This window comes from Arcicella sp. GW821-FHT09D11 (genome assembly GCF_059416265.1).
Map to the genome: position 1 here is coordinate 312644 of NZ_JBWKOV010000001.1, position 24588 is coordinate 337231.

Consider the following 24588-nt stretch of genomic DNA (forward strand, 5'->3'; position numbering starts at 1 on the left):
TGATGATAAACAAAATTCTTTTAAAAGTCTATCACTTCTGTATAACAAATGGGTATTATTGAAAACTAAAAATGCCAGACAAACTGCCTGACATTCTTTTAACAAGTATTTATCTTTTTGAGTTTATCTTGAAGAAACTACTTCCTTAATATCACTCATCAATTTCTTAGCTAAATTATCAGCCTTGGTGATTGAATCTGATTCAGAATATATTCTGATAATAGGTTCAGTATTCGATTTTCTTAAATGAACCCACTCTTTATCAAATTCAATTTTTACACCATCAATCGCATTGATTGGGTTTTTAGCGTATTTTTTCTGAATAGCTTCCAACACTCCGTCAACGTCAATATCTGGCGTAAGTTCAATTTTATTTTTTGAAATATAGTATTCAGGATAGCCTTTTCTCATTACAGAAATTCGCTTGCCTGATTTGGCTAAATGTGTCAAAAATAAAGCAATCCCTACTAAGGCATCACGCCCATAGTGTAATTCTGGATAGATAATACCACCATTGCCTTCGCCACCGATTACAGCCTTAGCAGATTTCATCAAGGTAACTACGTTCACTTCTCCAACGGCCGAAGCATAATATTTACCGCCAGCTTTCTCTGTTACATCGCGTAAAGCACGTGTTGAAGAAAGGTTTGATACCGAGTTTCCTTTATGATTCTGTAAAATATAATCTGCCACTGCTACTAAGGTATATTCTTCTCCAAATGGCGAACCGTCTTCACACATAAAGCACAGTCTGTCTACATCTGGGTCAACTACTATCCCTAAATCAAATTTACCCTTTTCAATAGCCTTGGTAATATCGGTTAAATTTTCAGGGAGCGGTTCTGGATTATGTGCAAAATGCCCTGTAGGCTCACAGTGTAACTTTGTAATTTGTGTTACGCCTAATGCTTCAAGCAACATTGGTACAGCTATCCCACCTGATGAGTTTACAGCATCAACAATTACTTTAAAGTTTTTATTTTTGATAGCTTCAACATCTACTAATGGTAAAGCCAAAATCAAATCAATATGCTTTTGAAGCCAAGTGTCGTCTTGGGTATAGCTACCTAATTTCTTGACGTCCACAAAATCAAAATCTTCATTTTCAGCAATAAGAAGCATTTCTTCTCCATCATTGCCAGAAATAAATTCACCTGCAGCATTCAATAACTTTAAGGCATTCCATTGAATAGGATTATGGCTTGCCGTTAAAATAATACCTCCTGCGGCATTTTCGGCAGGTACGGCCATTTCGACGGTTGGTGTTGTAGAAAGTCCTAAATCAAGTACACTTAATCCTAAACTTTGAAGTGTACCTACTACCAATTTAGAAACCATGTCTCCAGAAAGACGAGCATCACGTCCAAGTACAATCTTAAGTGTCTCAGGTTTTCTTCTTTTTAACCAAGTGCCGAAAGCTGCTGTAAATTTAACAACGTCTAAAGGTGTTAAGGATTCTCCTGCTTTGCCGCCGATAGTCCCTCTGATGCCTGATATTGATTTGATTAGTGTCAATTGCTTAATAAAATTTTTAAAGATCGTTTAATTTTCAAAAACTAAAGTTAAATATAAAAATGCTTGTCTGCTATGATAAACCTAAATTGTATCAATTTAATTGTGCATAAATTTATCTGGCGGTATTATTTAAGTTTCTTTAACGATATTTTGGTACGTGTACGAAATGATATTAACATAAAAGCCTTCAAACTAAATAGCTTGAAGGCTTTTTGTTAACCGACATGGATTCGAACCATGAATGACGGTACCAAAAACCGTAGTGTTACCATTACACCATCGGTCAATATAATTCTTTTGTGAGTTGACTTGTTAATTAAAAATCTCTCGAAACAATTGTTTCAAGAGATTTTTGTTAACCGACATGGATTCGAACCATGAATGACGGTACCAAAAACCGTAGTGTTACCATTACACCATCGGTCAATCACATTTGAATTGTGGTGCAAAATTAGTCGTATAATTCGGCTTTGTCAAGTCATTTTTTCAAAAAATAAAAAAATGACTTGACAAAATTTTATAAGTTATTGACTAATTGACCTTTATATTTCAAAAAAAACATCATTCCGACCTTACTATTGGTGGTAGAAGTAAGCTATTTTAAACAGCTACACCACTAGTTTCAACAGTTGGAGCAATCTTTTTCACTAATCCTTGCAATACTTTACCTGGGCCACACTCTACAAAAACTGTTGCACCATCTTCAACCATATTACGAACTGATTGTGTCCAACGAACAGCACCAGTCAACTGCGAAATAAGGTTAGCCTTAATCGTTTCAACATCCGTTGAAGGCTGAGCATTTACATTTTGATAAATAGGGCAAGCAGGCTGTGCAAAAGGTGTTGCCTCAATAGCAGCAGCTAATTCTTCACGAGCAGACTCCATCAATGGCGAGTGGAATGCACCACCTACAGGCAACAATAAAACACGCTTCGCTCCTGCTTCTTTTAGTTTTTCACCAGCTTGAGCAACGCCTTCATTTGAACCCGAAATCACTACCTGACCTGGGCAGTTATAGTTAGCCGCTACCACTACTTCATCCGTAATAGAAGCACAAATTTCTTCAATTACTTCGTCTGATAAGTTTAAAACCGCTGCCATAGTCGAAGGATTGTTTTCACAGGCTTTTTGCATGGCTAACGCACGTGCAGAAACCAATTTCAAGCCATCTTCAAAGCTCAATGCACCTGTAGCTACCAATGCCGAGAACTCTCCTAACGAATGTCCCGCTACCATTTCTGGGTTAAAATCTGCTGTTTCTTTGGCTAAAATAACTGAATGCAAGAAAATAGCTGGTTGAGTAACTTTGGTTTGTTTAAGTTCCTCGTCTGTACCTTCAAACATAATATCTGTAATACGAAAACCTAAAATTTCGTTTGCTTGCTCGAATAATGCCTTGGCTGATGCTGAATTATCATAAAGGTCTTTACCCATGCCCTTGAATTGAGAGCCTTGACCCGGGAAAACGTATGCTTTCATTTTAATAATTAAATGAATGTGAGTAAAATAAGTAAAAGAGCATAGTATCTCTATTGCTCTTGTGCTAAAGTCCGCAAAATTAACTATTCAATTCAACTATTTACTATCCGTTCAGAGAAATCTTTCTTTTAACTCAGGCGTTGGCATTCGGCAAGAATCTGATTTTCCAAAAATTTTATAGCGATTCTTGGCTATCAAATCATAAAAAAAATCGAGGATTGAACTCGGTAATATGCTAAAAAGAGACAAATACTTCCAAAAACCACATAAATCTTTGGCAATTTCTAAGGCTGCTTCTGATTTGGTGAATATTCTATTATTTTTCAATAAAATTATCGAATCAAAATCTATTGTATTTCTTTGATATTTTTGCAAAACGGCATTTCCTAACTCAGATTGCAACGAAGCAAATTTGAAACGCTTGTTGGGGTCATGGTCAATCACAAAATTGATTGAAGCATTGCAAAAATTACAAACGCCATCAAATAATATCACATGCTGGCCTTTGATTAATTCATCTATATTTTCCATTTAAAATCAATTATTAATCTCAGATAATTCCTCTTACTAGTTAAACAAAAATATTGGCATAAAAGTCTTCTTATTTAAGAATATAGCAATAGATTGTATTAACTGCTTTAGTAATGATGTTTGGATTGACGAATACCAGCAGAAATGAACAAAATCAGCAAGAATAGGTGTTAGCAAGGTAATTGTTCAAATAACTACTCATTAAAAGTGATCCTAACATATTTACGCAAAATTATGCTACTAATTATCCTTGTTTTTGCCTTTCTCGGAATGGGCTTGTATGTCTTTATGCAACAGAAAGTTTTCGGGAAAGACCCCTCAGGCACTCGCCTAGCTCGTATTGAAAAGTCACCTAATTATTCAAATGGATCATTTCAAAACCTCTCGCTTACTGAAGTAATGCCAAAGGATGCTTCCTATTGGGGATTGCTTAACGATTTTTTGAATAAGCCCAAAACAGTTGAACCAGACGATGTCCTTCCCTCTATCAAAACTGATTTAAAAACATTAGCTTCTGAGAAGCCAACCATCGTTTGGTTCGGTCACTCTTCCTACTTAATCAAATCAAAAAAAACCACGGTTTTAGTAGACCCTGTGTTTAGTGGAGCAGCCTCTCCTGTTTCCTTTTTTGGAAAAGCTTTCAAAGGTGCTGATGTGTACAACGTCGAAGATTTTCCTGAAATCGATATGCTAGTACTTTCACATGACCATTACGACCACTTGGACTATGTGACCATCAGTAAATTAATCCCCAAAGTAAAGAAATTCTATACCGCTTTAGGAGTAGGTGCGCATTTAGAAGAATGGGGAGTAAGTCCTGAAAACATTGTCGAGTTCGATTGGTGGGAAGGTAAAAAGATTAATGATGCCTTAGAGATTACTTCAACGCCTGCAAGACACTTTTCGGGACGAGGTTTTACCCGTGGCAAAACGCTTTGGTCTTCTTTTGTTTTGAAAATTGATGGCTACAGCATTTTTATTGGGGGAGATTCTGGCTATGACTATCATTTCAAAACCATTGGAGAAAAATTTGGACCATTTGATATTGCCTTATTAGAGAACGGTCAGTATGGTAAAGATTGGCCATTGATACATACCTCACCAGAGGAAACGGCCAAAGTAGCTGCAGAACTCAACACCAAAGTATTGATGCCCGTACACTGGGCAAAATTTGCCTTGGGTTATCACCCTTGGGACGAGCCTATCAATCGTTTAGTAAAAAGTTTGGAGCATTCAGATATAAAACTAACAACCCCTCTTATTGGCGAACCCGTTGTTTTAGACAGTATTTATCCCCATAAAGTATGGTGGAATTTTAAAAAGCCATAGTCCTATAAGTACGGGCATATTTTCTATTTAGCATGAGTATATTTGAGCAGTAGCAACTTAAAGAAATACGTGGTTCAACAAATATATCAGGTCTAAAATAGCGTAAAACCTTACTAAATCTCTTTTTTGAAGCGATACAATTTTATGACAGATATAATCAATGACTTTCTAAAATCTTTTGTGCTGATTTTTGCTGTAATTGACCCCGTTGGTTCAATCCCAATTTACTTAGATGCTACCAGTAAATACAGTGATAAAACGAAGAAAAAAATAGCTATCAGGGCATCATTGATAGCGGCATTGGTGCTTATCTTTTTTATCGTGATAGGTCAAATCTTATTAGAAGCCATGCACATTTCGCTGGCAGCTTTTCAGGTTTCTGGTGGAGTGGTTTTATTTTTATTTTCGTTATCGATGATTTTTGGTCATGGCAAATCAAATGAAAAGCTAGACAAAGTGGAAGACTATAAGCATGTTGCTGTTTTTCCGATTGCCATTCCATCCATTGCTTCGCCAGGGGCTATTATGGCCGTTGTTTTATTAACAGACAACCATCGCTTTACGGTCTCTCAACAATTTTTAACCACTTTAGTCGTAATATTTACACTACTGGTTACGATGTTTTTGTTGCTTTTGGCAAAGAGTATTCAAGATAAAATTGGGCAAATTGGCATATTAGTGATTACCAAAGTGATGGGGCTAGTCTTGGCAGCTTTCGCAGTAGAAAGTATTTTAGCGGGTGTAAAAAATTACTTTAAAATCTAAATATTACTCAAAATTAATTTAAACTATGAAAAGAAGAGATTTTACAAAAAACATCATTGCTGGCACAGGCTTAGCGACGTTGCCTACTTTGGCAAAATCGGCTGAAAAAGTAAATGTAGCTAGTCCTCAACCTGTATTTAAATTAAAATATGCTCCGCACTTTGGGATGTTCCAAAATTCGGCTGGCAAAGATGAAATTGACCAATTGAAGTTTATGCATGAAATGGGATTTCGTGCTTTAGAAGATAATGGAATGATGGGTAGAACCCCAGAATTGCAAAAGAAAATAGGCGACACTATAGCTAAGTTGGATATGGCTATGGGTGTTTTTGTGATTGATGGTGGCGACAACTGGAAAACATCTTTAACCACAGGCAAACAAGAATTTAAGGATGTTTTTTTGAAAACTTGCAAAAATGCCGTAGAAGTAGCCAAACGCTGTAATGCAAAATACATGACGATTGTTCCGGGTTATTTTGAACGCAACTTACCGATAGGTGTACAAACGGGGAATGTAATTGATGCTTTTAGAAGAGGTGCCGAGATTTTTGAGCCACATGGTTTAGTGATGGTAATGGAACCACTTTCTGATAATGCTGATTTATTCCTTCGTAATTCTGACCAATCTTATATGATTTGTAAGGCCGTAAATAGCCCCTCTTGTAAAATTTTATTCGATATGTGGCACATGCAACGCAACGAAGGACGCATGACACAACACATGGATTGGGTTTGGGATGAAATTGCTTATTTCCAGATTGGTGATGAACCTGGTAGAAAAGAACCTACTACGGGCGAAGTGAATTATAAGTTTTTGTTCAAACACATTAACGAAAAAGCCAAAGCAACCAATAGAGGTGAATTCATTTTAGGAATGGAACATGGCAATTCTATCGGTGGAAAAGAAGGAGAAATGAAGTTGATTGAAGCATATCGTGCTTCAGATTTAGCTTAAATATATCCCTTTATCACTAGCGAGGGACTTAAGTCCCTCACTAGTGATAAAGATTAAAACTTAGCATCGACAAACACTATTTCCTACCATAATCAGCAGGGTTTTCGCCCCAAAATTCAGTTTCCCATTTCAGAATTTTATTAGGGTACTGATTATTTTTTAACCAAAGTACTCCTCTTTCCATGAGCTGGAATAGTTCTTCATTTTTGGCATTTCGCTCTAGCTTCGTTTTTACGGCTTTGTTCTTGACCCAACTAATGGCTGTTTTAGAATCTGAATAAATGGGTAAAGTTGAATGATGTTTTTGCAAAAAAGCTAATCCATGAACGATGGCTAAAAATTCACCAATGTTTACTGTACCTTCTGGAAAAGGTCCCATCGAAAACAATACTCTTTTTGTACCTGTTTCTACACCCTGATATTCTAACTTGCCCGGATTACCCGCACAGGCTGCATCTACAGAAATGCTTTCTGAAATAGGTTTGCCAACCAATGCCGACGACTTGCTCGACTTACCAGTAGTACCACTTTGTGTTTTTTGTACAGATTGCCAATAATTACCTTTGAAGGCATCGTCTGCCTCTTTTCTACTTTCAAAAGATTTATATTGGGCGGTCTCAAAACCTTTCACTTGTTCCTCTGCCTCTGCCCAAGTTTCAAAAACGCCCGTTTTTCGTCCTTTCCAGACTACATAAAATTTTGCTTTCTTTGCCAATGTTAATAGATTCTTTTAATGTCGTCAAAAACAATTATCCAATTCTCGACTTAATTATTTTAATAGAGATAGCTAAGAGAATTACGCCAAATACCTTTCTCAGCACGTTAGCACCTACTTGTCCTAAACGGTTTTCAATCCATTGTGAAGCCCTCAAAACAGTGTAGATAAATACAAGATTCAGTAAAATGCCGACTAGAATATTGATTTCATCAAACTGAGATTTCAAGGAAAGAATAGTAGTCATTGTTCCTGCCCCAGCAATTACTGGAAAAGCCAATGGCACAATCGAAGCCGCTTTGGCTCCTCCTGTAGATTCCTCTGATTTAAAAATACTTCTACCGAGCGTCATTTCCAATCCTATCAAGAAAATGATTAAAGCCCCAGCAATAGCAAAGGAGTTGATATCAACACCAAAAAGGTTGAGGATTGACTTTCCCACATATAAAAAGCCGACCATAATTCCACCTGAAACCAAGGTAGCTTGTTCTGCGTGAATATCTCCTGTTTTCCTACGAATATCAATAATGACAGGAATTGAGCCTAGAATATCGATGACTGAAAAAAGAATGAGTGAAACCGAAATGATTTCTTTAAAATTTAATTCCATCTATTTTAATATAAAATTTCTTTTAGTTTACTAATTTCAAATGCTTCAATTGCTGGAAAATTAGCAATCCTAAAAGTTGTATTTTTCCAAGTACCGTAGCCATTTCCCAACGTTATCCCTGCTATTTTAGTTCGCTCTTTTATCGCTTTAATTTGCTCTTCTGCCCCTTGGATAGCAATTACAGTATCTGACTGTATATCAATATTTTGCACTAAACAATTTACACCAAATTTATCAGTATCATTGAAGAAATTATACCAATCTTTTGCTTGTTTTTTAATTTTTTCTGAAATCTCAGAAATATTTGAAATATCACTTAAAACTTTATTCAACAAATAGATACTTAGTACATTTGGCGTATAATGAGTCTGATATTTGGCAAAATTTTCTTGCATAAATAGCAGACTATTGTAATATTTTCTATCATTAATTTGCTCGGCTTTTTGCAAAGCTTTCGGCGAGCAAATCACAATGCCCATCCCCGCAGGCAAGCCTAAACATTTCTGGACTGATGCAAACCAGACATCACTGTTGTGCCAGTCTAATTCAATTCCTCCTAAGGATGAAGTTACATCTACTGCAATCATACTCTCTGGAAAAGCCTTTCGGAAAGGACTGAAATCTCTGATTTGTGTACCGTTTGATGTTTCGTTTTGTGTTAAACAAAGTACTTCTACCTCCGCATTCAGTGCCAAATTTACCGATGGTATTTCTTCTACAGCAAATGATATTCTATCTACATTCTTTACGATTTTACTAGTATAGTCTGCCCATTTTTCACCAAAAGCGCCATTGTAAAAATGCGTTGAGCTTTTTGAAGTAAGCGACTGGGCGATAATCTCCCACGCCTCTGTTGCCGAAGAAACAAAGTAAATGCTATAATCGGGAGGAATATTCAATTTTTCATGCAAAAGCTGAATGGCACTTTTTGTAATTTCCATACATTCAGCACTGCGATGATTGATACTCAAAACGCCTTCCTCAAAAGCCTCTTGCATATATCTAGCTACTTGCGGATATACTTTTGAAGGTCCAGGATAAAAAGTAATCATTGACTTAATGTTAGTCGAAATCGGCTAACTGTTAACGGTGTTGATATAGTATTAGCCGTGATTTTTATGATGATGCCTCACGCCTACCCAATCTTATAAAAATGTTTGAATCGCAAAATCATAACCACGCAAGCCAAAACCAATGATAATACCAATTGAATTTTTACTGACATAACTATGGTGACGAAACTCTTCACGCTTATGAACATTTGAAATATGTACTTCTACCACAGGCGTTTTTACTCCTGCAATAGCATCAGCCAACGCAATTGATGTGTGTGTAAAAGCACCTGCATTCAGCACGATACCCTCGTACGAAAAGCCTATTTCATGAATTTTATCAATCAAAAAACCTTCGTGATTCGACTGGAAATATACTAAATCTACCTTATCTGAGTACTTATCTTTTAATACTTCAAAATATTGCTCAAAAGTTTGGTGTCCATAAATTTCTGGTTCACGCTTGCCCAATAAATTCAAATTTGGGCCATTGATAATGATAATTTTTTTCTTTGACATTGTTTTTTAAATGAATGGTTATTCCAACCCTGTAAAGCAATGCTTCACAAATGGTTTTTGAGTATCTTTGAGTTAATTCTGCGGTATTAAAATCAACATTTTTATTTTTACCGACTTTCTATTCAATAAATCCCAACCGATATTTCTTATGGTATGGCAAAGCTATCTAAAAAATTTCAAAAGCTATCTTACTTTAGAACGTTCTCTTTCTGAAAATTCCATCGAAGCTTACCTCCGTGATGTTCAAAAGTTGTGGGAATATCTTGATATTGCTGGTGAAAATGACATTAACCCGACGACGGTTACCGATACCCACATCTTTAATTTCTTTACTTATCTAGGTGAATTAGGCTTAGAGACTACTTCACAAGCTCGGATGTTATCTGGTCTTAAAGCTTTTTTTAAATATCTTTTACTAGAGGATGTCATCAAAACCGACCCTATGGATTTGATTGCTTCTCCTAAAATCGGACGGAAGTTACCCCCTACGCTCTCTTTTCCTGAAATCGAGGCAATATTATCTATCGTCGACCTTTCTACACCCGAAGGTGCGAGAAATAGAGCCATACTGGAAGTACTTTACAGCTCAGGTTTAAGGGTTTCTGAATTGGTAGAAATGCAATTAACAGAGTGTTTTCTGGATATTGGTTTTATCAGAATTATCGGTAAAGGCAACAAAGTTAGGCTTGTTCCTATTGGTAAAGATGCGATTCATTATCTTCAAATTTACCTAGAAGAAATCCGAAAATATCAGGTTATCAAAGAGGAAGCAGGCAATTATGTTTTCTTGAACCGCCGAGGCAACAAGCTAACAAGGGTAATGATTTTCCTGATTATCAAAGATTTAGTGGCACAAGCTGGTATTCAAAAAAACGTTAGTCCTCATACTTTTAGGCATTCATTTGCTACGCACTTAATTGAGGGTGGTGCCGACCTTCGCGCCGTTCAAGAAATGCTTGGACATGAATCTATTACTACTACGGAGATTTATACCCACCTCGACCGAGAATATTTACAACAAACCATTGTTGATTTTCATCCTAGAAGTAAAAAACACCTTAAAGTTTGATATGATGACGTATACGGCTCAAACTATCTGGATGAATGCCCAAATAAGAAGCCAAATCTTTTACAGCAATTAGCCTGAGGGCATCTGGCTGATTTTCTAACAAATATAAATATCGCTGTTCGGCATTTTTTGAAATCAGTGAATAAGTGCGTTTGCTCTCTCGCACATACAGTTGTTCTGCAATCAATCGATGAAAACGTTCTGCATTCTTTGATTGCTCCATCAACTCCAACACTTTAGGATAATACAACCGAAAAGCATTCACAGCCGTAACTGCCTGAATTGAAATATTTGAAACTTGTTGTGATAAACAAGAGGCAAATGAACTAACAAAGCTTCCTTTAAAACCTAAATCAACACAAATACTTTTGCCATCGTGCGTATAGGCTTCATATTTTACAGCCCCTTCTATGATAAAATAAGCATATTTTTCTACCTCTCCCCTCATTGTCAAAAAGGTTTTTTTAGAAAATGTAACTTCTTCAAGTATTTGTTTATAATACTCCCATTCTTCCGTGGAGAAATTAGCAAGTTTAAAAATCGACTCTTTGACCAGATTAGTTTTATCAAAAGGAAAAGCTACCATACATATTAATCGTCTTAATGTATTACAAATAAAAAATGCTGAGTTTAGTTTAATAACTATACTCAGCATCTAACAAAGTTAAAACATTTTAGATTTCAAAATAACTATTAGTTCCACATTAGATATGTAACAAGGTCATTATCTCTCTCTACTTCTTCAATGATTTCAAGCGGATAATCGAATTTGATTTCTTTTGAATCCGTTTGTGTAAATGTAATTACGTAGCCTGTAGATTTCAAATTTACAACTACGCCGTCTCCATAGTCCGTATGGCGGATACGAGAGCCGATGCCTAAGATTGGGTTTAACATAATGGTTAATATTTTAAATGATTATACATGCTTATTTCTTTATACAACCTTCCAATTATTGTACCAAAAATAAGCTTTAGTGGTTGAGGTTGTAAAATTAGTAAACGTAGTTTAATAACCTACATTATTTGTATAATTATTTTTTTTATTTATATAGTTATATTTTCCATTATGCTAACAAATTCCCTATAATCAGTCTTCAGGGAAGGGAATATAAATAAAACTGGCAAAATCTCTGTCTAAAACAAAAAGGCAACAATACTCATCTGGGTCTTTATAGCTGCTTTGAAAAACTTCTACATTTTCCTCAGCAATAATTCCCCTTTGTAGAAATTCTTCTACAAATGAGGCATGATAATTCCATGTATTATTGTTCATCTCATGGATTCCAATTAATTTCTGACCCACTTGCACAGGGTTTTGTGAAACGGCAAAAATTGGAAACTTAGAAAAACCTCTAGTCCTGATTTGATAAGACGCTTCTTTTAAAAATTCAGAAACTAACGCAAAATCTGCTGAAATAATACCCAGATATTTTCCATTTAAATCAGGAGAATTCGGAGCATTGGATATGGCTGTGTAATCTTCTATCATTGTTTTTTTCTTTGTTAGACTTTAGGATTGTGGGACTTGAAGATTTTTTCTTTTGGACTAGAAGACTTTAAGACTGGAGGACTTTAGGATTTTTAGCGTTGAAGATTTAAGAGCTTCTCTTAAGCATAAAGTCAAAGTCTAAAAGTCTTCTAGTCCTAAAGTCAAAAAATCCTAAAGTCTCAACCCCTAAATTCCAAAATCAAAATCTCGCTGCGGATAGCAAACTTAAATCTTTATAATTTAAACCAAATTTCTTAGCGATAGTAGCATTTGTTAAACTTCCTTTAAAAGAGTAAACCCCTTTCATAAATGCTTTGTTCGCAAAAATGGCTTCTTCAATTCCTCCTGTCTTACCTGTTTTTAGCAAGAAAGAAGTAAAAATATTACTCAACGCCTGACTAGCGGTGTGAGCTACCCTTGAAGGAATATTAGGAACACAATAATGAATTACATCATGTTTCCTAAATATCGGTTGGTCGTGTGTAGTAATTTCAGATGTTTCAAAACATCCTCCACTATCAATGCAAACATCAATAATGACCGAATTAGGCTTCATCATCGATACCATCTCTTCTGTGACGATACAAGGCGTAAAGCCATCCTCCGCACGCAAAGCACCAATTACCACATCAGCATCACGAATCGCTTGCGTTAAAACATTCGAGTCGATAATACAAGTATAAATATTTTGACCTACCGAGTATTTCAAGCGTTGTAGTTTAAAAATGTCTTTATCAAACACTTTTAAATCTGCTCCTAAGCCAATGGCTATTCTGGCGGCATATTCTGAAACTGTTCCAGCACCCAAAATCACTACTTTAGTTGGTGGAACTCCCGTGATACCTCCTAGAATAACGCCCATGCCATCATTACCACTGCTCAAATACTCAGCAGCAATCAACATCACTGTACTTCCTGCTATTTCAGACATCGCCCTAATAATCGGAATTCCGCCAGCGTTGTCTTCGATATATTCATAACATAGCCCTGTTATTTTTTTTCGGTTTAGCTTCTCGAAATATTCTTTCGTTAGTTTCGACATATTTAAGGAAGAAACCACCGTAGCACCATGTTGTAAATATTCGATTTCGAGGTCTGTTAATGGCTGAACCTTTACAATAACATCAGCTTTATACAATTCTTCGGTTGAATAAACTACCTGTGCGCCAGCCTCAGAGTATTGGCTATCTGTAAATTTTGCACCATTCCCTGCCCCAGTTTCAATAACCACTCTATGCCCATTCCTGATTAATAAACCAACGGCATCTGGTGTAAGTGATATCCTATGCTCTTGCATAGACACTTCACGAGGAAGGCCTATAAACAGGCTTTTTGCATTTTGTTTTGTCCAAACTAATGCCTCTTGTGTCATTAAGCCTGTCTGAGCAAGTACTTCTTTAAATCCTGAAGGTTGAGCCATTTTGATTGCTGAATTTCATTTATCAGAATGAACTAGTCATTCATCAATGATAATCTTAAACTTTTAACAAATTTATTACTCTTTTACCATTTTCATCTACTTCTATATTCACTTTCAAGTGCTTAGATGGCAAGAGGTTTTCTATTCTTGATGGCCATTCAATAAAACAATAATCACCAGAGTATAAATAATCATCGACACCTATGTCCATTGCCTCCTCCTCATTTTTGATTCTATAAAAATCAAAATGGTAAATGTTTTCGCCACGCGTAGTAGCATATTCATTCACCAATGAATAAGTTGGACTCTGTACATGGCTATTTACCAACATACATTCGCAGATGGCTTTTATCAACGTGGTTTTTCCAGCACCCATTTGCCCTTCAAAAAGCCAAATTGGTGTGCTTTTCCCAAAAGCCAAAATCGCCTGTGCTGCTTTCCTAATATCTTTCAGTGACGAATATTCTATGGTTTTGCTGTTGCTTACGTTTTTACTCATTGTTATGGCTTTAAGCTAAGAGTAGCGAGCTTTAAGCTTTTATTGATGTTGCTTTTAAGCTCAAACTGAATACTTTAGACTTATTGATTTATATAGTAGCAGTCATCGCAAATGATTACTACCACTAAATTACTTATTATTAACCTAAAAACTGACTCAAATAGTTTCTTGCTGTTAAGATGGCCGTCTCTACATCTTCGGCAGTCCCTTCATATGCTTTGTCTTCCACCTCAATAACAACTGGCCCACGATAGCGCGCATCATTCAGTGCTGAAAAGAATTTTCCCCAATTAATATCTCCAAGGCCTGGTAATTTTGGTGAATGATATTCCAAAGGATTACCCATAATACCTACTCTATTTAGTTTTTCAGGATATACTTTCGCATCCTTTAAGTGAATATGATGCAGGCGGTCACGATAATCATATAGTGGACGCGTATAATCCATCATTTGCCAAACCAAATGCGAAGGGTCATAATTTAAACCTAATGTTGGAGAAGGAATAATGTCAAACATTTTGTCCCAGATAGCTGGTGTCGTAGCTAGATTTTTACCTCCTGGCCATTCGTCATTTGTAAAAAACATCGGACAGTTTTCAATCCCAATCTTTACTCCTACTTCCTCTGCCACCTTTACAATATCTGTCCAAGTCTCCTTGAATTTATCTAAATTATAAGTGATATTTTTAGAAGGGTCTCTACCAATGAAAGTATTCATCACAGGAATATCTAATTTGGCTGTTGCCAAGATGATTTTCTTGATATGATCTACATAAAAATTGGCTTTATCAATATCTGGGTCAAGCGGATTAGGATAATACCCTAATCCAGAAATAAGCACACCTTTTTCGGCTGTATAGTTTTTAATATGCGCAATCTGTGCATCGTCTAGGGTGTCTACATTAATATGCGTAACCCCTGCATACCTGCGGGCATCAGCATTTCCAGCTGGCCAGCACATTACTTCTACACATTTAAAGTTTTTCTCTGAAGCAAAATCTATTACTTGTTCAAAAGTATGATCCGCTAAAATAGCACTCACAAATCCTAACTGATGCATTGTATGATAATATATTTATTAAATTGGCTTTAGTAATTTTAAGTAAAATTAGAGAATCCATTGAAGAGTTTATACTATATAGTAAAATTACTTATCATAGCATCCCCTTCTTCATCTCTTCTACAGCATGATTTACCGCACGCGCTGTAAGTGCCATAAAAGTAAGCGATGGATTTTGGTTACCCACAGAAGGCATACAAGCACCATCTGTTACAAATACATTTTTACAGGTATGTAATTGATTAAACTTATTCAATAATGATGTTTGGGGGTCTTTTCCCATGCGTACTCCACCCATTTCATGAATATCTAATCCTGGCGCTTGCTTGCTATCCGACATATAAATATTTTCACATCCTGCCTTTTCTAGCATTTCTGTAGCTTGCTCATGAAAATCTTTAATCATTTTCTCATCGTTTTCAGTATCGTACCCAATCGATGTAATCAACTGTGGAATGCCCCATTCATCTTTCTTTTCGGTACTTAGTCTAAGATGATTTTCTTTTTGAGGAACTGTTTCTCCTTGCATCATGATAAATACTCCCCATTGTCCAGCTTTGGTAACTTTTGCTTTATAATCTTCTCCAAAAGTAGGCTGATTTATATCTTGTTGCCAACCTGCTCGTGAGGCTGAAAATGCTATCATGTATCCACGCTGAAAATCCATCTCTTGCTTTTCAAGGTTCCGGAATGATGGCATAAAAGCAGAAGTAGGTCTTCGCCCTAAGTAATATTGGTCTTCAAAACCATCGAAAGTAGCTCCGCCTGAACCACGATAATTATGGAAAGCTACGTATTTACCCATTAACTCGTTATCATTTCCTAAACCGTTTGGAAAACGATTTGAAGTAGAATTCAACAAAATCAAGTTAGTATTTAAAGTAGCGGCATTCACAAAAATGATTTTTGCATAAAATTCCAATATTTCCTTTGACTGTGAATCTACAACTCTTACACCTTTGGCTTTTCCTTTTTGCTCATCGTAAATGATTGAATGCACCACTGAATATGGGCGAAGCGTTAGGTTACCTGTTTTTGCAGCCCAAGGGAGCGTTGAAGAATTCGAACTAAAGTACCCACCAAAAGGGCAACCTCTATAACACAGATGCCTCGCCTGACATTGACCACGCCCTTGTGCTAAATGAATAGGATTGGGCTTAGTAAGATGTGCGCAACGTCCAATAATCACCTGTCTGTTAGCATAATTTTCCTTAACACTCTTTTGAATATGTTTTTCCAAGCAATTCAGTTCCCAAGCAGGTAGAAATTCACCATCGGGCAGACTCTTAATACCATCTTTATTACCACTAATCCCTACAAATTTTTCAACCTTACTATACCATGGAGCGATATCTTTGTAACGAATTGGCCAATCTACAGCAAAACCATCACGAGCAGGCCCTTCAAATTCATAGTCACTCCAACGTTGTGTTTGTCTTGCCCATAACAAAGATTTCCCTCCTACTTGGTAGCCTCTAATCCAGTCGAAAGGTTTTTCTTGGATATAGGGATGCTCTTTATCTTTCACAAAGAAATGTTGAGTAGCTTCATCAAAAGCATAGCAACGGTCTGCGATAGGGTTTTCGCTGATAACTACCTGAGTTAATTTACCATGATGTGGTAAATCCCAAGGATCAGTCATCGCTGTTGGATAATCCTGAATATGTTTTACGTCTCGTCCACGTTCCAATACAAGCGTTTTCAGTCCTGCCTCACACAATTCCTTTGCAGCATATCCCCCACTGATTCCAGAGCCAATTACGATGGCATCATACGTTATTTTTTTTGAAGCTATTCCGTTTAGATACATGGCAAGTTGGTTGATTTTATAAGTCAATTTAGCATAAAAATGATAAAATGCCATAAAAAAAGGGTCGCTGTTGGGCGACCCTTTTCTAGTAAAATAAAAAAAATTATTTTTTCTTAATTACTTCAGATATAACACGTGTTCCAGTACTATACTGATAATTCAATGTAAATGTTTTAGTAACAGGGTCATATTTGTTAACACCAGTTTGCTCAAATGGTCCTGCTAATCCTGTTGCAGTTCCTTGAGGAATGATTGTTACAGTGTTATCCTTGTTTACTTTTAACCACATGATATACCCTAAATCTGCAAATTCAGTTTCAGAAGTAGCTTTATCAATAGTTTTCAACGTTTTATCTCTATCGATATCACGTGGTGATGTTGGGTGAGAGAAATATCCACTAGAGTGATAAGCACCATCATACTTGTTAGGAGTACCTCCAACAAAGATGTTCATAAAACCTAAGTTTGAGCTAATTTTAACACCACTAGCATCAGCAATTCCCACTGGAATAACATATTCTTTAGAGAAATCAAGTGTTGTAGGAAGCTTTACTTTGATTGAAAAATCAGCATCTCTAGTTCCTGCTTTAATAACCACAGGATTTACAAGTGTATATGCAGATGTTGGTAAAGCCTCATAAGGATCATCCCCTGCTGCTACTCTCTTTGCGTTAGTTGATTTCAAGTAATCAGTAGCTGCAGTAGTAACTCCCATTGTTAATGACAAATCTTTGTCTAATGTATTTACTGAACCAAGGTTTACTTGATATTTTACTTCAACAAGAGTATCTATTTTAAATTTTCCTGTTTGTAATGATCCACCTGCATTTCCAAAAATACTAACGATTGGATCTGCTCCGACACCATTGATGATGTCTGTATAGCCTTTGTCCTCTAAACAACTGCTTAGCCCGATAATTGAAGCGAAAAGTATCAGACCTGTTTTTATTATTTTTTTCATTTTGTAATTGCTAATGTTAAAATTGAGTAAATGTGACTATTTGAGTAATAATTCACTCAAATGTTCAAATTAATTTATTTCTTAGCCCAGAAGATTTTGTTATCAAATTGACTAGTAACATTTTGTGCTGCTACGTTTTCTGAATTTGTTGAAATTTCAGAAGTTGGGTAGAACAAACGTGCTGGAGCTTTTGCTTGGATAGCTTTTGTAGCTAAAGGTACCTTAGGGAAACCTGTTCTACGGAACTCACTCCATGCTTCAAAACCTGTCAAACTAAACATTGCAACCCATTTCTGAGTAATAATTGCCTCAATTTTATCTGGTGAACTAGCCCAACTTGCATTTACAATGCTAGAACCATAATAAGCAGCAGCATCAGCAGCTGTTAAACCAGCAGCAGTAAATGCTTCAGTGATACCAGCTTCATATGTTGCTTTAGCATCTCCTGTCATATAACCTCTTTGAATAGCTTCTGCTTGTAAGAAGAAACTTTCTCCAGCTGTCATTAAGACCATTGGTTGATCAAACGACTTGATAATTGCTGGACCAAACCATGAGCGTTTAGGAAAAAGGTTAGCATCGTTTCCTTCTCCAAGTGGTACCCCTACATAAATACCAGCATTATTTTTAGCTGCCAAACGAGGTAAACGTGGATCTTTCAACACATCTTGAATAGTAGTAATAAAAAAGTCTGAAGTAACATAAGCTTGTTTAGTTCCTGCATCACTACCAGCAGCAGTCTGAACGTAGTTTTCCCAGAATGGATTTTGCTTACCAGCAGTTTTCAAATAACCTGGTGTTGAAGTTACAGTACCACCAGCACCTAAGAAACCAGCACCTTCAGCAACAACTTTACCAATTTCAGTTTTTAAATCTTTACCTGCAACATTTGTTTGACGTATTAATAGTCTCAATCTAAGTGTGTTAGCAAACTTTCTCCATTTTGTCAAATCACCTTTAAACACGATGTCTTGACCAGCAGGGCTAGGGTTATCACCAGAAATAGCTACTTTCAAATCAGCAGATGCTGCATCTAATAATGTTACTAAAGCATTATAAACTGCTTGAGCATCATCATATTTCGGACGAATTGATGCTGTTCCTTTCAAAGCATCGCTGTAAGGAATATTTCCATAAGCATCTACTAAGATTTGATAATTGAACGCTATCATTACTTTAGCAATTCCTGAAACTGCTTTCCATTTCTGTGCCTCTGCTTTATCTACAATATACTGATAATCAGTTAAGTTATCATAGCAACTATTCCAAACACCTGTACCATAAGTAGCACCGTAATCAAATTGACGTTCTTCAATAAACCCAGAGTAACTACCTGACGGCGCCCAATAACCTCCGAAGAAATTACCGATTTGATTGTGTGTTAATCTACCAGCAGTAGTATTTAATGCACTTGATAATACTAGTTCTGGTGTTGAAGATACCGCCGAGTTAGGGTTATCATTAATATCTAGATAATCACCTGTACAGCTACTTAAAAATAGTAGAGCTGTTGCGGTAAGGATTGAATATATTCTTCTTTTCATCTTGAATTTCTATTTAATGTAAAATATTTATCTGAATGACAAGTATTTAACTTAATATTTTGATTTAGAATCCTAAATTAACAGTAAAACCATAAGTACGAGTTGGAGGCGTCTGTCCTGTATTATTCAAACCAACTGCATTAGAAGTTGTATTAGCAAATTCTGGATCAGTATAAACGTTTTCTTTAGGAAGTAAAGTAATTAAGTTACGACCTACTAAACCAACTGAAGCACTTTTAATAAATTTAGTACTTGATAAAACTTTCTTAGGTACATCATACGTCAAAGCAATTTCACGAAGTTTCCAGAAAGCAGCACTTGTTACGAAGTTTTCACCATAACGACGAAGGTTACTATCCCATACACCTAAACCACCATCTTTTACTGTTACAGTTGTATTTGGAGTATATGAACCATCAGCATTTTGAATTACAGAATTAGGGAATACAAAACGTTCACGACCGTAAGCTGCAGTAGCATCAGCAACTCCTGTAAACCACATAGTACTTGCTAAACCATGATACACATAGTTTCCACCACGATATTCAGCAACTGCATTAAATCCAAATCCTTTGAATCTCAAGCTTGTTGTTAAACCTAATCTGTATTTAGGGTTAGCCTGACCAATAGTTTTCAAACCAGTAGCAACTGATGGATAACCTGTTTCAGAGTTAACAATAACACGACCTTGTGGATCACGCTTATAAGCAATTGCTTTAATTAACGGATATTGTTCTCCAACTGTTGCAAATACTTGTCCTAAAGCAGCATCAGTAGTTAAACCATAATAGTTAGACAAGTTAAGTTCGTTAATACCTTGGTATAACTCAAGCACTTTATTATCTACTTGGCTAAAGTTGATGTTGAAATCCCATTTGAAACCATTTGCCAATTTAATAGGAGTAGTTTTCAAATCTAATTCAAAACCTGTATTTTCCATTGTTCCAGCATTAATCAAAGCTCCATTATAACCTGTAGCTTGTGAAGTAGAGATTGTAACCGTCTGACCTGTAGTCTTCTGAGTATAATAAGCTACTTCTAAATTCACTCTGTTATTCAAGAAACCAAACTCTCCACCAATTTCGTATGAAGTTGTAAATTCTGGCGTTAAGTTAGGGTCAGGTAATGTATTACCTACTGAATAACCAGCTAAGCTACCATAAGGGAAGTTACCTGTACCAAATGTTGTTTGAAGCGCATAAGGCCCAACATTAATACCACCCACTTTAGTTGCAGCTCCTCTAATTTTAGCAAAATTCAAGAATGTTAATTCTTTCATTGAAGGAATTGCTTCTGTTAATACTAAAGAAACGTCAGCACCTGGGTAGAAGAATGAACGGTTTTGTTTGCTCAATAATGAAGACCAGTCGTTACGACCTGAAACGTGAACTGAAAGGAAATTATTGTAAGTAATAGACAAGTCACCATAAGCACCAAATAAACGGCTTTTGAAATCACTTTCACCTGCACCAGCTTCTCCGATACGGTTACCTACGTTATATAAACCTGGAACAACTAATGAATTGGCTGTTGTACTTACGTTTTTAACAGTCATTTCTTTATTATTGATACCAGCAATAAATACTCCAGCAAATTTACCAACTTTTTTGTCTACTGTTAAGAAGAAGTCAGAGCTTAAACGTGTCTCACTTGAATTATAGTCAAATGCATTACCATTTAAGTCATTCTGAGCTTCAGAGAAATCTGCTACGCTTTTTGCATAAGCACTATATTTGAATTTCTCTTGGTATGCTTTACCATTATAGTCTTTTTTAGTAATACCAACACGACCTAAGAAACTTAACCAAGAAGTAGCTTTATAAGCAAGTTCAACGTTACCTGTTAAGTTAGTGTTAACTTCTTTTCTACGGTTTACATCTTTGAAGAAGAATGGTGAGTAGAAATAAGCATTATAATAGTTATTTGGATTAGCATAGTTTAATGAACCATCTGCATTTTTAAAATCTCTCCAATTTCTATATTGATCAAGTGGTACTTGTCCACCTGTATTTAAGATATTGTTATAAAAATCAGAAGTAGTGAAATCAATCGTGTTAGTAGTATAACCAATGTTGAAAGCACCTTTAAACTTACCATATTCATGCGAAGCATTTGTACGGATAGTAGTTTGATTCTTTACATCACCCGGAACAATCGCTTTAGTATTGTTTTGTTGAGCAGAAATAAAGAAAGTACTTGATTTATCACCTACTGAAAGAGATACCGCACTTTGAGTGGTAACACCTTTATCATAAGATTTCAATTTTGAATCTTTTTTGTAAGAATAAGGAGTTTTTTGGATTGTTCCATCTTCTAAAGGCATACCTAAGTCAACACCTGTACCTGGTTGTGTACCACCTGGGCTAACAAATACTGAACCTGAAGTATATTCTGGACCATAAGATTGGTTTTCGAAAGGGATATAAGTACGGCTATAAGATTCTGTACCACTACCAAATCTTTCTTGTAACTTAGGCATAAAGCTAATATCCTCAATGAAAGTAGTGTTTGATACTGAAATTTTTGGAGCTCCAGCAGAACCTTTCTTTGTAGTAATAATTAAAGCACCATTTGATGCATCAGAACCATAAAGAGCAGCAGCGTTAGCACCTTTCAATACAGTTACATCATCAATATCATTTGGGTTTAAATAATTTAAAACATCAGAAGGAGCAACTGTACCATCTACTACGATAAGCGCCTCGTTATTACCTAACAATGAACGGTTACCACGTAAAACAACACGGTTTGAAGGGTTAACACCGTTGTTAACAGTATTGATTTGAAGACCTGATACTTTACCTTGTAAAGCACTTGCAACAGATACTGCTTTAGCTTGATTAAGCTCTCCACCTTTCACACTTGTTGTACTATAACCCAAAGATTCTTTTTGGCGAGTAACCCCAAGGGCCGTAACAACTACTTCTTGAAGTTGTGAAGTATTTGCACCAAGAGAAACATTAAGCGTGGTTTGAGTACCTACTGCAACTGTCTTTGAGTCGAAACCGATGAAAGAGAAAGTTAGAGATGATGTATTACTTACACTGATTTTAAAAACACCTTCAGCATTTGTAGTAGTACCTCTTGAAGTCCCTTTGACAGTAATGCTTACTCCTGGTAACGGAGAACCATCTTCTGTTGCTGTCACTTTTCCTGTGATTAGCCTATCTTGAGCATAGGTTTGCCCGATTAAAGCCAACAGAAACACGGAGGTAATGAGTAGAAATTTTCTCATTTCTTTGATTAGTTTTGGTTGATTAAAAAATAGAAATATTACAAAAAGATTGTAATCAAACTTCAGCAACCCCACAAAGGGGTGATTTTAAATAATAGCTAAAAAAACAAAGAAATGCTTGGAAAAGACCATAATAATGAGGTTCTGTTCCTTAAAAGAAGCAAAGAGAAATAGTTTTTTTAGTTTTGGTTGATGATGTAATAACCTTTACGAGTTTATTACAATGTTAAAATTAGTTAAATTTTTCAATAAACAAGCTAGTTAGTGAAAAATTTTCTCCATCGAATAATCCAATGTCTGATAATTTAATATTAGGTATCACTAAAAGTGCCATAAACGATAGACTCATAAAGGGTGAATTCAATGTACATCCTAAATCTTTTGCAAATTTGTCAATCGCAGAATATTCTTTGGCAACCAAATAACCATCTTCGCCTGTCATAATGCCCGCTATCGGCAATTTAAGTAACATTTTGGCTTTATTTTCATCAATTGCGGCTACTCCACCCTGTGTTTCAATAAGCATATTTACTACTGTTACAATCGACTCATCATCTGTTCCTACTACGATAATATTATGAGAGTCATGAGCCACAGAAGATCCTATTGCACCTTGTTTTAATCCAAAATTCTTGATAAATCCAACGGCCGGAGGGGCATCATGATAACGATTAACAACCGTAATTTTTAAAATGTCATTTGTTAAATCTGACACAACCATATCGCCTTTAACCATAGCTGGGTGTTCAGACTTCAAAGTAATCAATTGACCATCCAATACTTCTATTACTTTAATAGTTTCCGTTTCAGCCTTTACTTGAAATTGTTCAATTGTTTTAAAATTACAATCAAAGTGATTTACAATGTCACTAGGCAAATTAGGAATCTTCGAAAAACCATTTTCTGCAACAATTTCGCCAGAAATATATGTTGCTAATACTTTAAAATTCGCTAGGTTTTCTACTACCACAAAATCAGCAGTATCGCCTTCTTGTAGTAAGCCCACTGGTAAATTGTAATGCTTAACGGGGTTCACACATGCCACTTGCAAAATTTCAAATAATAATGAGGGGAATTTTTCCAAGGCTCTTAACACAAGTAGATTAATGTGTCCTTCTACCAAATTATCTGGATGTTTATCATCCGAGCAAAACATTAGTTCATTATAATATTCAGGCAATAGCTCAATTAAAGCATCAAAGTTTTTAGCCGCAGAGCCTTCTCTTATTAATATTTTCATGCCATACTTTAGCTTGTCCAAGGCTTCGTCTGCCGTAAAGCACTCATGGTCTGTCTGGCAACCAGCTTCAATGTATTTCTTGGCAGCTTCGCCCCTCAATCCAGGAGCATGCCCATCTACGGGCTTATTGTAGGTTTTTGCCAAGGCAATTTTAGCTAGCATATCTGCATCCCCATTCAATACTCCGGGGAAGTTCATTACTTCAGCTAAATAGCCTATTTCTTCATATTGTTGAAAGAGTTCTTCAATATCGGCTGGTGTGATGGTGGCGCCTGCTGTTTCAAAAACTGTTGCAGGCACACAAGGAGGTGCGCCAAAACAAAATTTGAAGGGAGTTTGTCTAGCATTGTGAATCATGTATTCTACGCCTGCTTTGCCCAACACGTTGCCAATTTCATGTGGGTCTGAAACGGTTGAAACTGTTCCGTGTACTACTGCCAAACGAGCAAACTGTACGGGTGTAAGCATCGAGCTTTCTACATGAACATGAGCATCTACAAAACCCGGCAAAATGTAAGGTGAGTTATGCTCGATGTTTTCTCCTAGTATTTCTATTTTACTAATGTTGCCATTTTGCACTTCGATACTTCCATATTTTATTGTTTTATCAAAAATGTTGATGATATTTCCTTTTACTTGCATGATTTATATTTTTTTGAAAGTCAATTGTTTAACTTAAAATGAGTTTTATTCGAAATTTTAATCTATATATTTAAACATTTAGAAGCTATCTGTACTGCCCATTTAAGTATCTTTGTTTATATTTAAATGTTGTTCAATTGAATT

22 protein-coding genes and 2 tRNA genes are annotated in these 24588 nt (G+C 36.0%); 4 read left to right on the forward strand and 20 right to left on the reverse strand.

Annotated elements, in window-relative coordinates; genetic code table 11:
• Positions 1-123 precede the first annotated feature (123 nt).
• The 5 genes from glmM to AC07N0_RS01195 form a co-directional block, all read right to left on the reverse strand.
• A complete protein-coding gene (gene glmM / locus AC07N0_RS01175; protein WP_494587805.1) occupies positions 124-1515 on the reverse strand; it encodes a phosphoglucosamine mutase in 1392 nt (463 codons plus the stop codon).
• A 215-nt stretch (positions 1516-1730) separates the two neighbouring features.
• Positions 1731-1801 (reverse strand) — tRNA-Gln (locus AC07N0_RS01180).
• Between the two features lie 69 nt (positions 1802-1870).
• Positions 1871-1941: transfer RNA gene (locus AC07N0_RS01185), tRNA-Gln, on the reverse strand.
• A gap of 174 nt (positions 1942-2115) precedes the next feature.
• Positions 2116-2997 carry an ACP S-malonyltransferase gene (fabD, locus tag AC07N0_RS01190; RefSeq protein ID WP_494587806.1) on the reverse strand — a complete coding sequence of 294 codons (882 nt, stop codon included), beginning with the start codon at positions 2995-2997 and terminating at the stop codon, positions 2116-2118.
• A gap of 111 nt (positions 2998-3108) precedes the next feature.
• Positions 3109-3528 carry a thiol-disulfide oxidoreductase DCC family protein gene (locus AC07N0_RS01195; RefSeq protein WP_494587807.1) on the reverse strand — a complete coding sequence of 140 codons (420 nt, stop codon included), beginning with the start codon at positions 3526-3528 and terminating at the stop codon, positions 3109-3111.
• Between the two features lie 234 nt (positions 3529-3762).
• Here AC07N0_RS01195 and AC07N0_RS01200 point away from each other — a divergent pair, with 234 nt between their 5' ends.
• From AC07N0_RS01200 to AC07N0_RS01210, 3 genes are all read left to right on the forward strand, one after another.
• Positions 3763-4857, forward strand: coding sequence for an MBL fold metallo-hydrolase (locus AC07N0_RS01200; RefSeq protein ID WP_494587808.1), 1095 nt, complete (start codon positions 3763-3765; stop codon positions 4855-4857).
• Positions 4858-5001: 144 nt separating this feature from the next.
• Entirely contained in the window at positions 5002-5622 is a 621-nt protein-coding gene (locus AC07N0_RS01205) for a MarC family protein (protein WP_492800410.1), read from the forward strand.
• 25 nt (positions 5623-5647) lie between these two features.
• Positions 5648-6577: a hydroxypyruvate isomerase family protein gene (locus tag AC07N0_RS01210; RefSeq protein WP_494587809.1), complete on the forward strand. Its 930-nt coding sequence runs from the start codon at positions 5648-5650 to the stop codon at positions 6575-6577.
• Between the two features lie 76 nt (positions 6578-6653).
• On the opposite strand, the gene AC07N0_RS01215 is transcribed toward AC07N0_RS01210, so the two are convergent.
• The 4 genes from AC07N0_RS01215 to aroQ all read right to left on the reverse strand — a co-directional run bounded on the left by AC07N0_RS01215 (position 6654) and on the right by aroQ (position 9473).
• Positions 6654-7292, reverse strand: coding sequence for a ribonuclease H1 domain-containing protein (locus AC07N0_RS01215; RefSeq protein ID WP_494587810.1), 639 nt, complete (start codon positions 7290-7292; stop codon positions 6654-6656).
• Positions 7293-7326: 34 nt separating this feature from the next.
• Positions 7327-7902: a MarC family protein gene (locus AC07N0_RS01220; protein WP_492800413.1), complete on the reverse strand. Its 576-nt coding sequence runs from the start codon at positions 7900-7902 to the stop codon at positions 7327-7329.
• Between the two features lie 5 nt (positions 7903-7907).
• Positions 7908-8954 (reverse strand): aminotransferase class V-fold PLP-dependent enzyme, encoded by a 1047-nt coding sequence (locus AC07N0_RS01225; protein ID WP_494587811.1) that lies wholly within the window; start codon positions 8952-8954, stop codon positions 7908-7910.
• Between the two features lie 93 nt (positions 8955-9047).
• Positions 9048-9473: a type II 3-dehydroquinate dehydratase gene (aroQ, locus tag AC07N0_RS01230; protein ID WP_494587812.1), complete on the reverse strand. Its 426-nt coding sequence runs from the start codon at positions 9471-9473 to the stop codon at positions 9048-9050.
• 148 nt (positions 9474-9621) lie between these two features.
• On the opposite strand from aroQ, the gene xerD reads away from it, so the two are divergent.
• On the forward strand, positions 9622-10542 hold the full coding sequence (gene xerD / locus AC07N0_RS01235) for a site-specific tyrosine recombinase XerD (RefSeq protein ID WP_492800416.1): 921 nt from the start codon (positions 9622-9624) through the stop codon (positions 10540-10542).
• On the opposite strand, the gene AC07N0_RS01240 is transcribed toward xerD, so the two are convergent.
• The 11 genes from AC07N0_RS01240 to ade all read right to left on the reverse strand — a co-directional run bounded on the left by AC07N0_RS01240 (position 10532) and on the right by ade (position 24444).
• The gene (locus AC07N0_RS01240) at positions 10532-11128 is read right to left on the reverse strand and encodes a Crp/Fnr family transcriptional regulator (protein ID WP_494587813.1); all 597 of its coding nucleotides are present in this window, start codon (positions 11126-11128) and stop codon (positions 10532-10534) included. The two genes, xerD and AC07N0_RS01240, sit on opposite strands and share 11 nt — an antisense overlap.
• A 107-nt stretch (positions 11129-11235) precedes the next feature.
• Positions 11236-11439, reverse strand: coding sequence for a hypothetical protein (locus AC07N0_RS01245; RefSeq protein ID WP_309913921.1), 204 nt, complete (start codon positions 11437-11439; stop codon positions 11236-11238).
• A gap of 192 nt (positions 11440-11631) precedes the next feature.
• A complete protein-coding gene (locus AC07N0_RS01250) occupies positions 11632-12033 on the reverse strand; it encodes a hypothetical protein (RefSeq protein WP_492800418.1) in 402 nt (133 codons plus the stop codon).
• Positions 12034-12232: 199 nt separating this feature from the next.
• Positions 12233-13453 carry an alanine dehydrogenase gene (locus tag AC07N0_RS01255; RefSeq protein WP_492800419.1) on the reverse strand — a complete coding sequence of 407 codons (1221 nt, stop codon included), beginning with the start codon at positions 13451-13453 and terminating at the stop codon, positions 12233-12235.
• A 55-nt stretch (positions 13454-13508) separates the two neighbouring features.
• Entirely contained in the window at positions 13509-13952 is a 444-nt protein-coding gene (gene tsaE / locus AC07N0_RS01260; protein ID WP_492800420.1) for a tRNA (adenosine(37)-N6)-threonylcarbamoyltransferase complex ATPase subunit type 1 TsaE, read from the reverse strand.
• A gap of 139 nt (positions 13953-14091) precedes the next feature.
• Positions 14092-15012, reverse strand: a complete 921-nt coding sequence (locus tag AC07N0_RS01265; protein ID WP_492800421.1) for a sugar phosphate isomerase/epimerase family protein — start codon at positions 15010-15012, stop codon at positions 14092-14094.
• A gap of 94 nt (positions 15013-15106) precedes the next feature.
• On the reverse strand, positions 15107-16822 hold the full coding sequence (locus AC07N0_RS01270; protein ID WP_494588395.1) for a GMC oxidoreductase: 1716 nt from the start codon (positions 16820-16822) through the stop codon (positions 15107-15109).
• Positions 16823-16925: 103 nt separating this feature from the next.
• Entirely contained in the window at positions 16926-17783 is an 858-nt protein-coding gene (locus AC07N0_RS01275; protein WP_492800422.1) for a BT_3987 domain-containing protein, read from the reverse strand.
• A gap of 74 nt (positions 17784-17857) precedes the next feature.
• Complete coding sequence (locus AC07N0_RS01280; RefSeq protein WP_492800423.1) at positions 17858-19327, reverse strand: SusD/RagB family nutrient-binding outer membrane lipoprotein; 1470 nt, start codon at positions 19325-19327, stop codon at positions 17858-17860.
• Between the two features lie 64 nt (positions 19328-19391).
• Complete coding sequence (locus AC07N0_RS01285) at positions 19392-22562, reverse strand: SusC/RagA family TonB-linked outer membrane protein (protein WP_492800424.1); 3171 nt, start codon at positions 22560-22562, stop codon at positions 19392-19394.
• Between the two features lie 232 nt (positions 22563-22794).
• On the reverse strand, positions 22795-24444 hold the full coding sequence (gene ade / locus AC07N0_RS01290; protein ID WP_494587814.1) for an adenine deaminase: 1650 nt from the start codon (positions 24442-24444) through the stop codon (positions 22795-22797).
• Positions 24445-24588 lie beyond the last annotated feature (144 nt).

Coding starts and splice junctions, on each gene's coding strand:
- fabD (WP_494587806.1), bottom strand. CDS start 2,997: ATGAAAGCATACGTTTTCCCGGGTCAAGGCTCTCAATTCAAGGGCATG.
- AC07N0_RS01195 (WP_494587807.1), bottom strand. CDS start 3,528: ATGGAAAATATAGATGAATTAATCAAAGGCCAGCATGTGATATTATTT.
- AC07N0_RS01200 (WP_494587808.1), top strand. CDS start 3,763: ATGCTACTAATTATCCTTGTTTTTGCCTTTCTCGGAATGGGCTTGTAT.
- AC07N0_RS01205 (WP_492800410.1), top strand. CDS start 5,002: ATGACAGATATAATCAATGACTTTCTAAAATCTTTTGTGCTGATTTTT.
- AC07N0_RS01210 (WP_494587809.1), top strand. CDS start 5,648: ATGAAAAGAAGAGATTTTACAAAAAACATCATTGCTGGCACAGGCTTA.
- AC07N0_RS01220 (WP_492800413.1), bottom strand. CDS start 7,902: ATGGAATTAAATTTTAAAGAAATCATTTCGGTTTCACTCATTCTTTTT.
- AC07N0_RS01225 (WP_494587811.1), bottom strand. CDS start 8,954: ATGATTACTTTTTATCCTGGACCTTCAAAAGTATATCCGCAAGTAGCT.
- aroQ (WP_494587812.1), bottom strand. CDS start 9,473: ATGTCAAAGAAAAAAATTATCATTATCAATGGCCCAAATTTGAATTTA.
- xerD (WP_492800416.1), top strand. CDS start 9,622: ATGGTATGGCAAAGCTATCTAAAAAATTTCAAAAGCTATCTTACTTTA.
- AC07N0_RS01240 (WP_494587813.1), bottom strand. CDS start 11,128: ATGGTAGCTTTTCCTTTTGATAAAACTAATCTGGTCAAAGAGTCGATT.
- AC07N0_RS01245 (WP_309913921.1), bottom strand. CDS start 11,439: ATGTTAAACCCAATCTTAGGCATCGGCTCTCGTATCCGCCATACGGAC.
- AC07N0_RS01250 (WP_492800418.1), bottom strand. CDS start 12,033: ATGATAGAAGATTACACAGCCATATCCAATGCTCCGAATTCTCCTGAT.
- AC07N0_RS01255 (WP_492800419.1), bottom strand. CDS start 13,453: ATGGCTCAACCTTCAGGATTTAAAGAAGTACTTGCTCAGACAGGCTTA.
- tsaE (WP_492800420.1), bottom strand. CDS start 13,952: ATGAGTAAAAACGTAAGCAACAGCAAAACCATAGAATATTCGTCACTG.
- AC07N0_RS01265 (WP_492800421.1), bottom strand. CDS start 15,012: ATGCATCAGTTAGGATTTGTGAGTGCTATTTTAGCGGATCATACTTTT.
- AC07N0_RS01270 (WP_494588395.1), bottom strand. CDS start 16,822: ATGTATCTAAACGGAATAGCTTCAAAAAAAATAACGTATGATGCCATC.
- AC07N0_RS01275 (WP_492800422.1), bottom strand. CDS start 17,783: ATGAAAAAAATAATAAAAACAGGTCTGATACTTTTCGCTTCAATTATC.
- AC07N0_RS01280 (WP_492800423.1), bottom strand. CDS start 19,327: ATGAAAAGAAGAATATATTCAATCCTTACCGCAACAGCTCTACTATTT.
- AC07N0_RS01285 (WP_492800424.1), bottom strand. CDS start 22,562: ATGAGAAAATTTCTACTCATTACCTCCGTGTTTCTGTTGGCTTTAATC.
- ade (WP_494587814.1), bottom strand. CDS start 24,444: ATGCAAGTAAAAGGAAATATCATCAACATTTTTGATAAAACAATAAAA.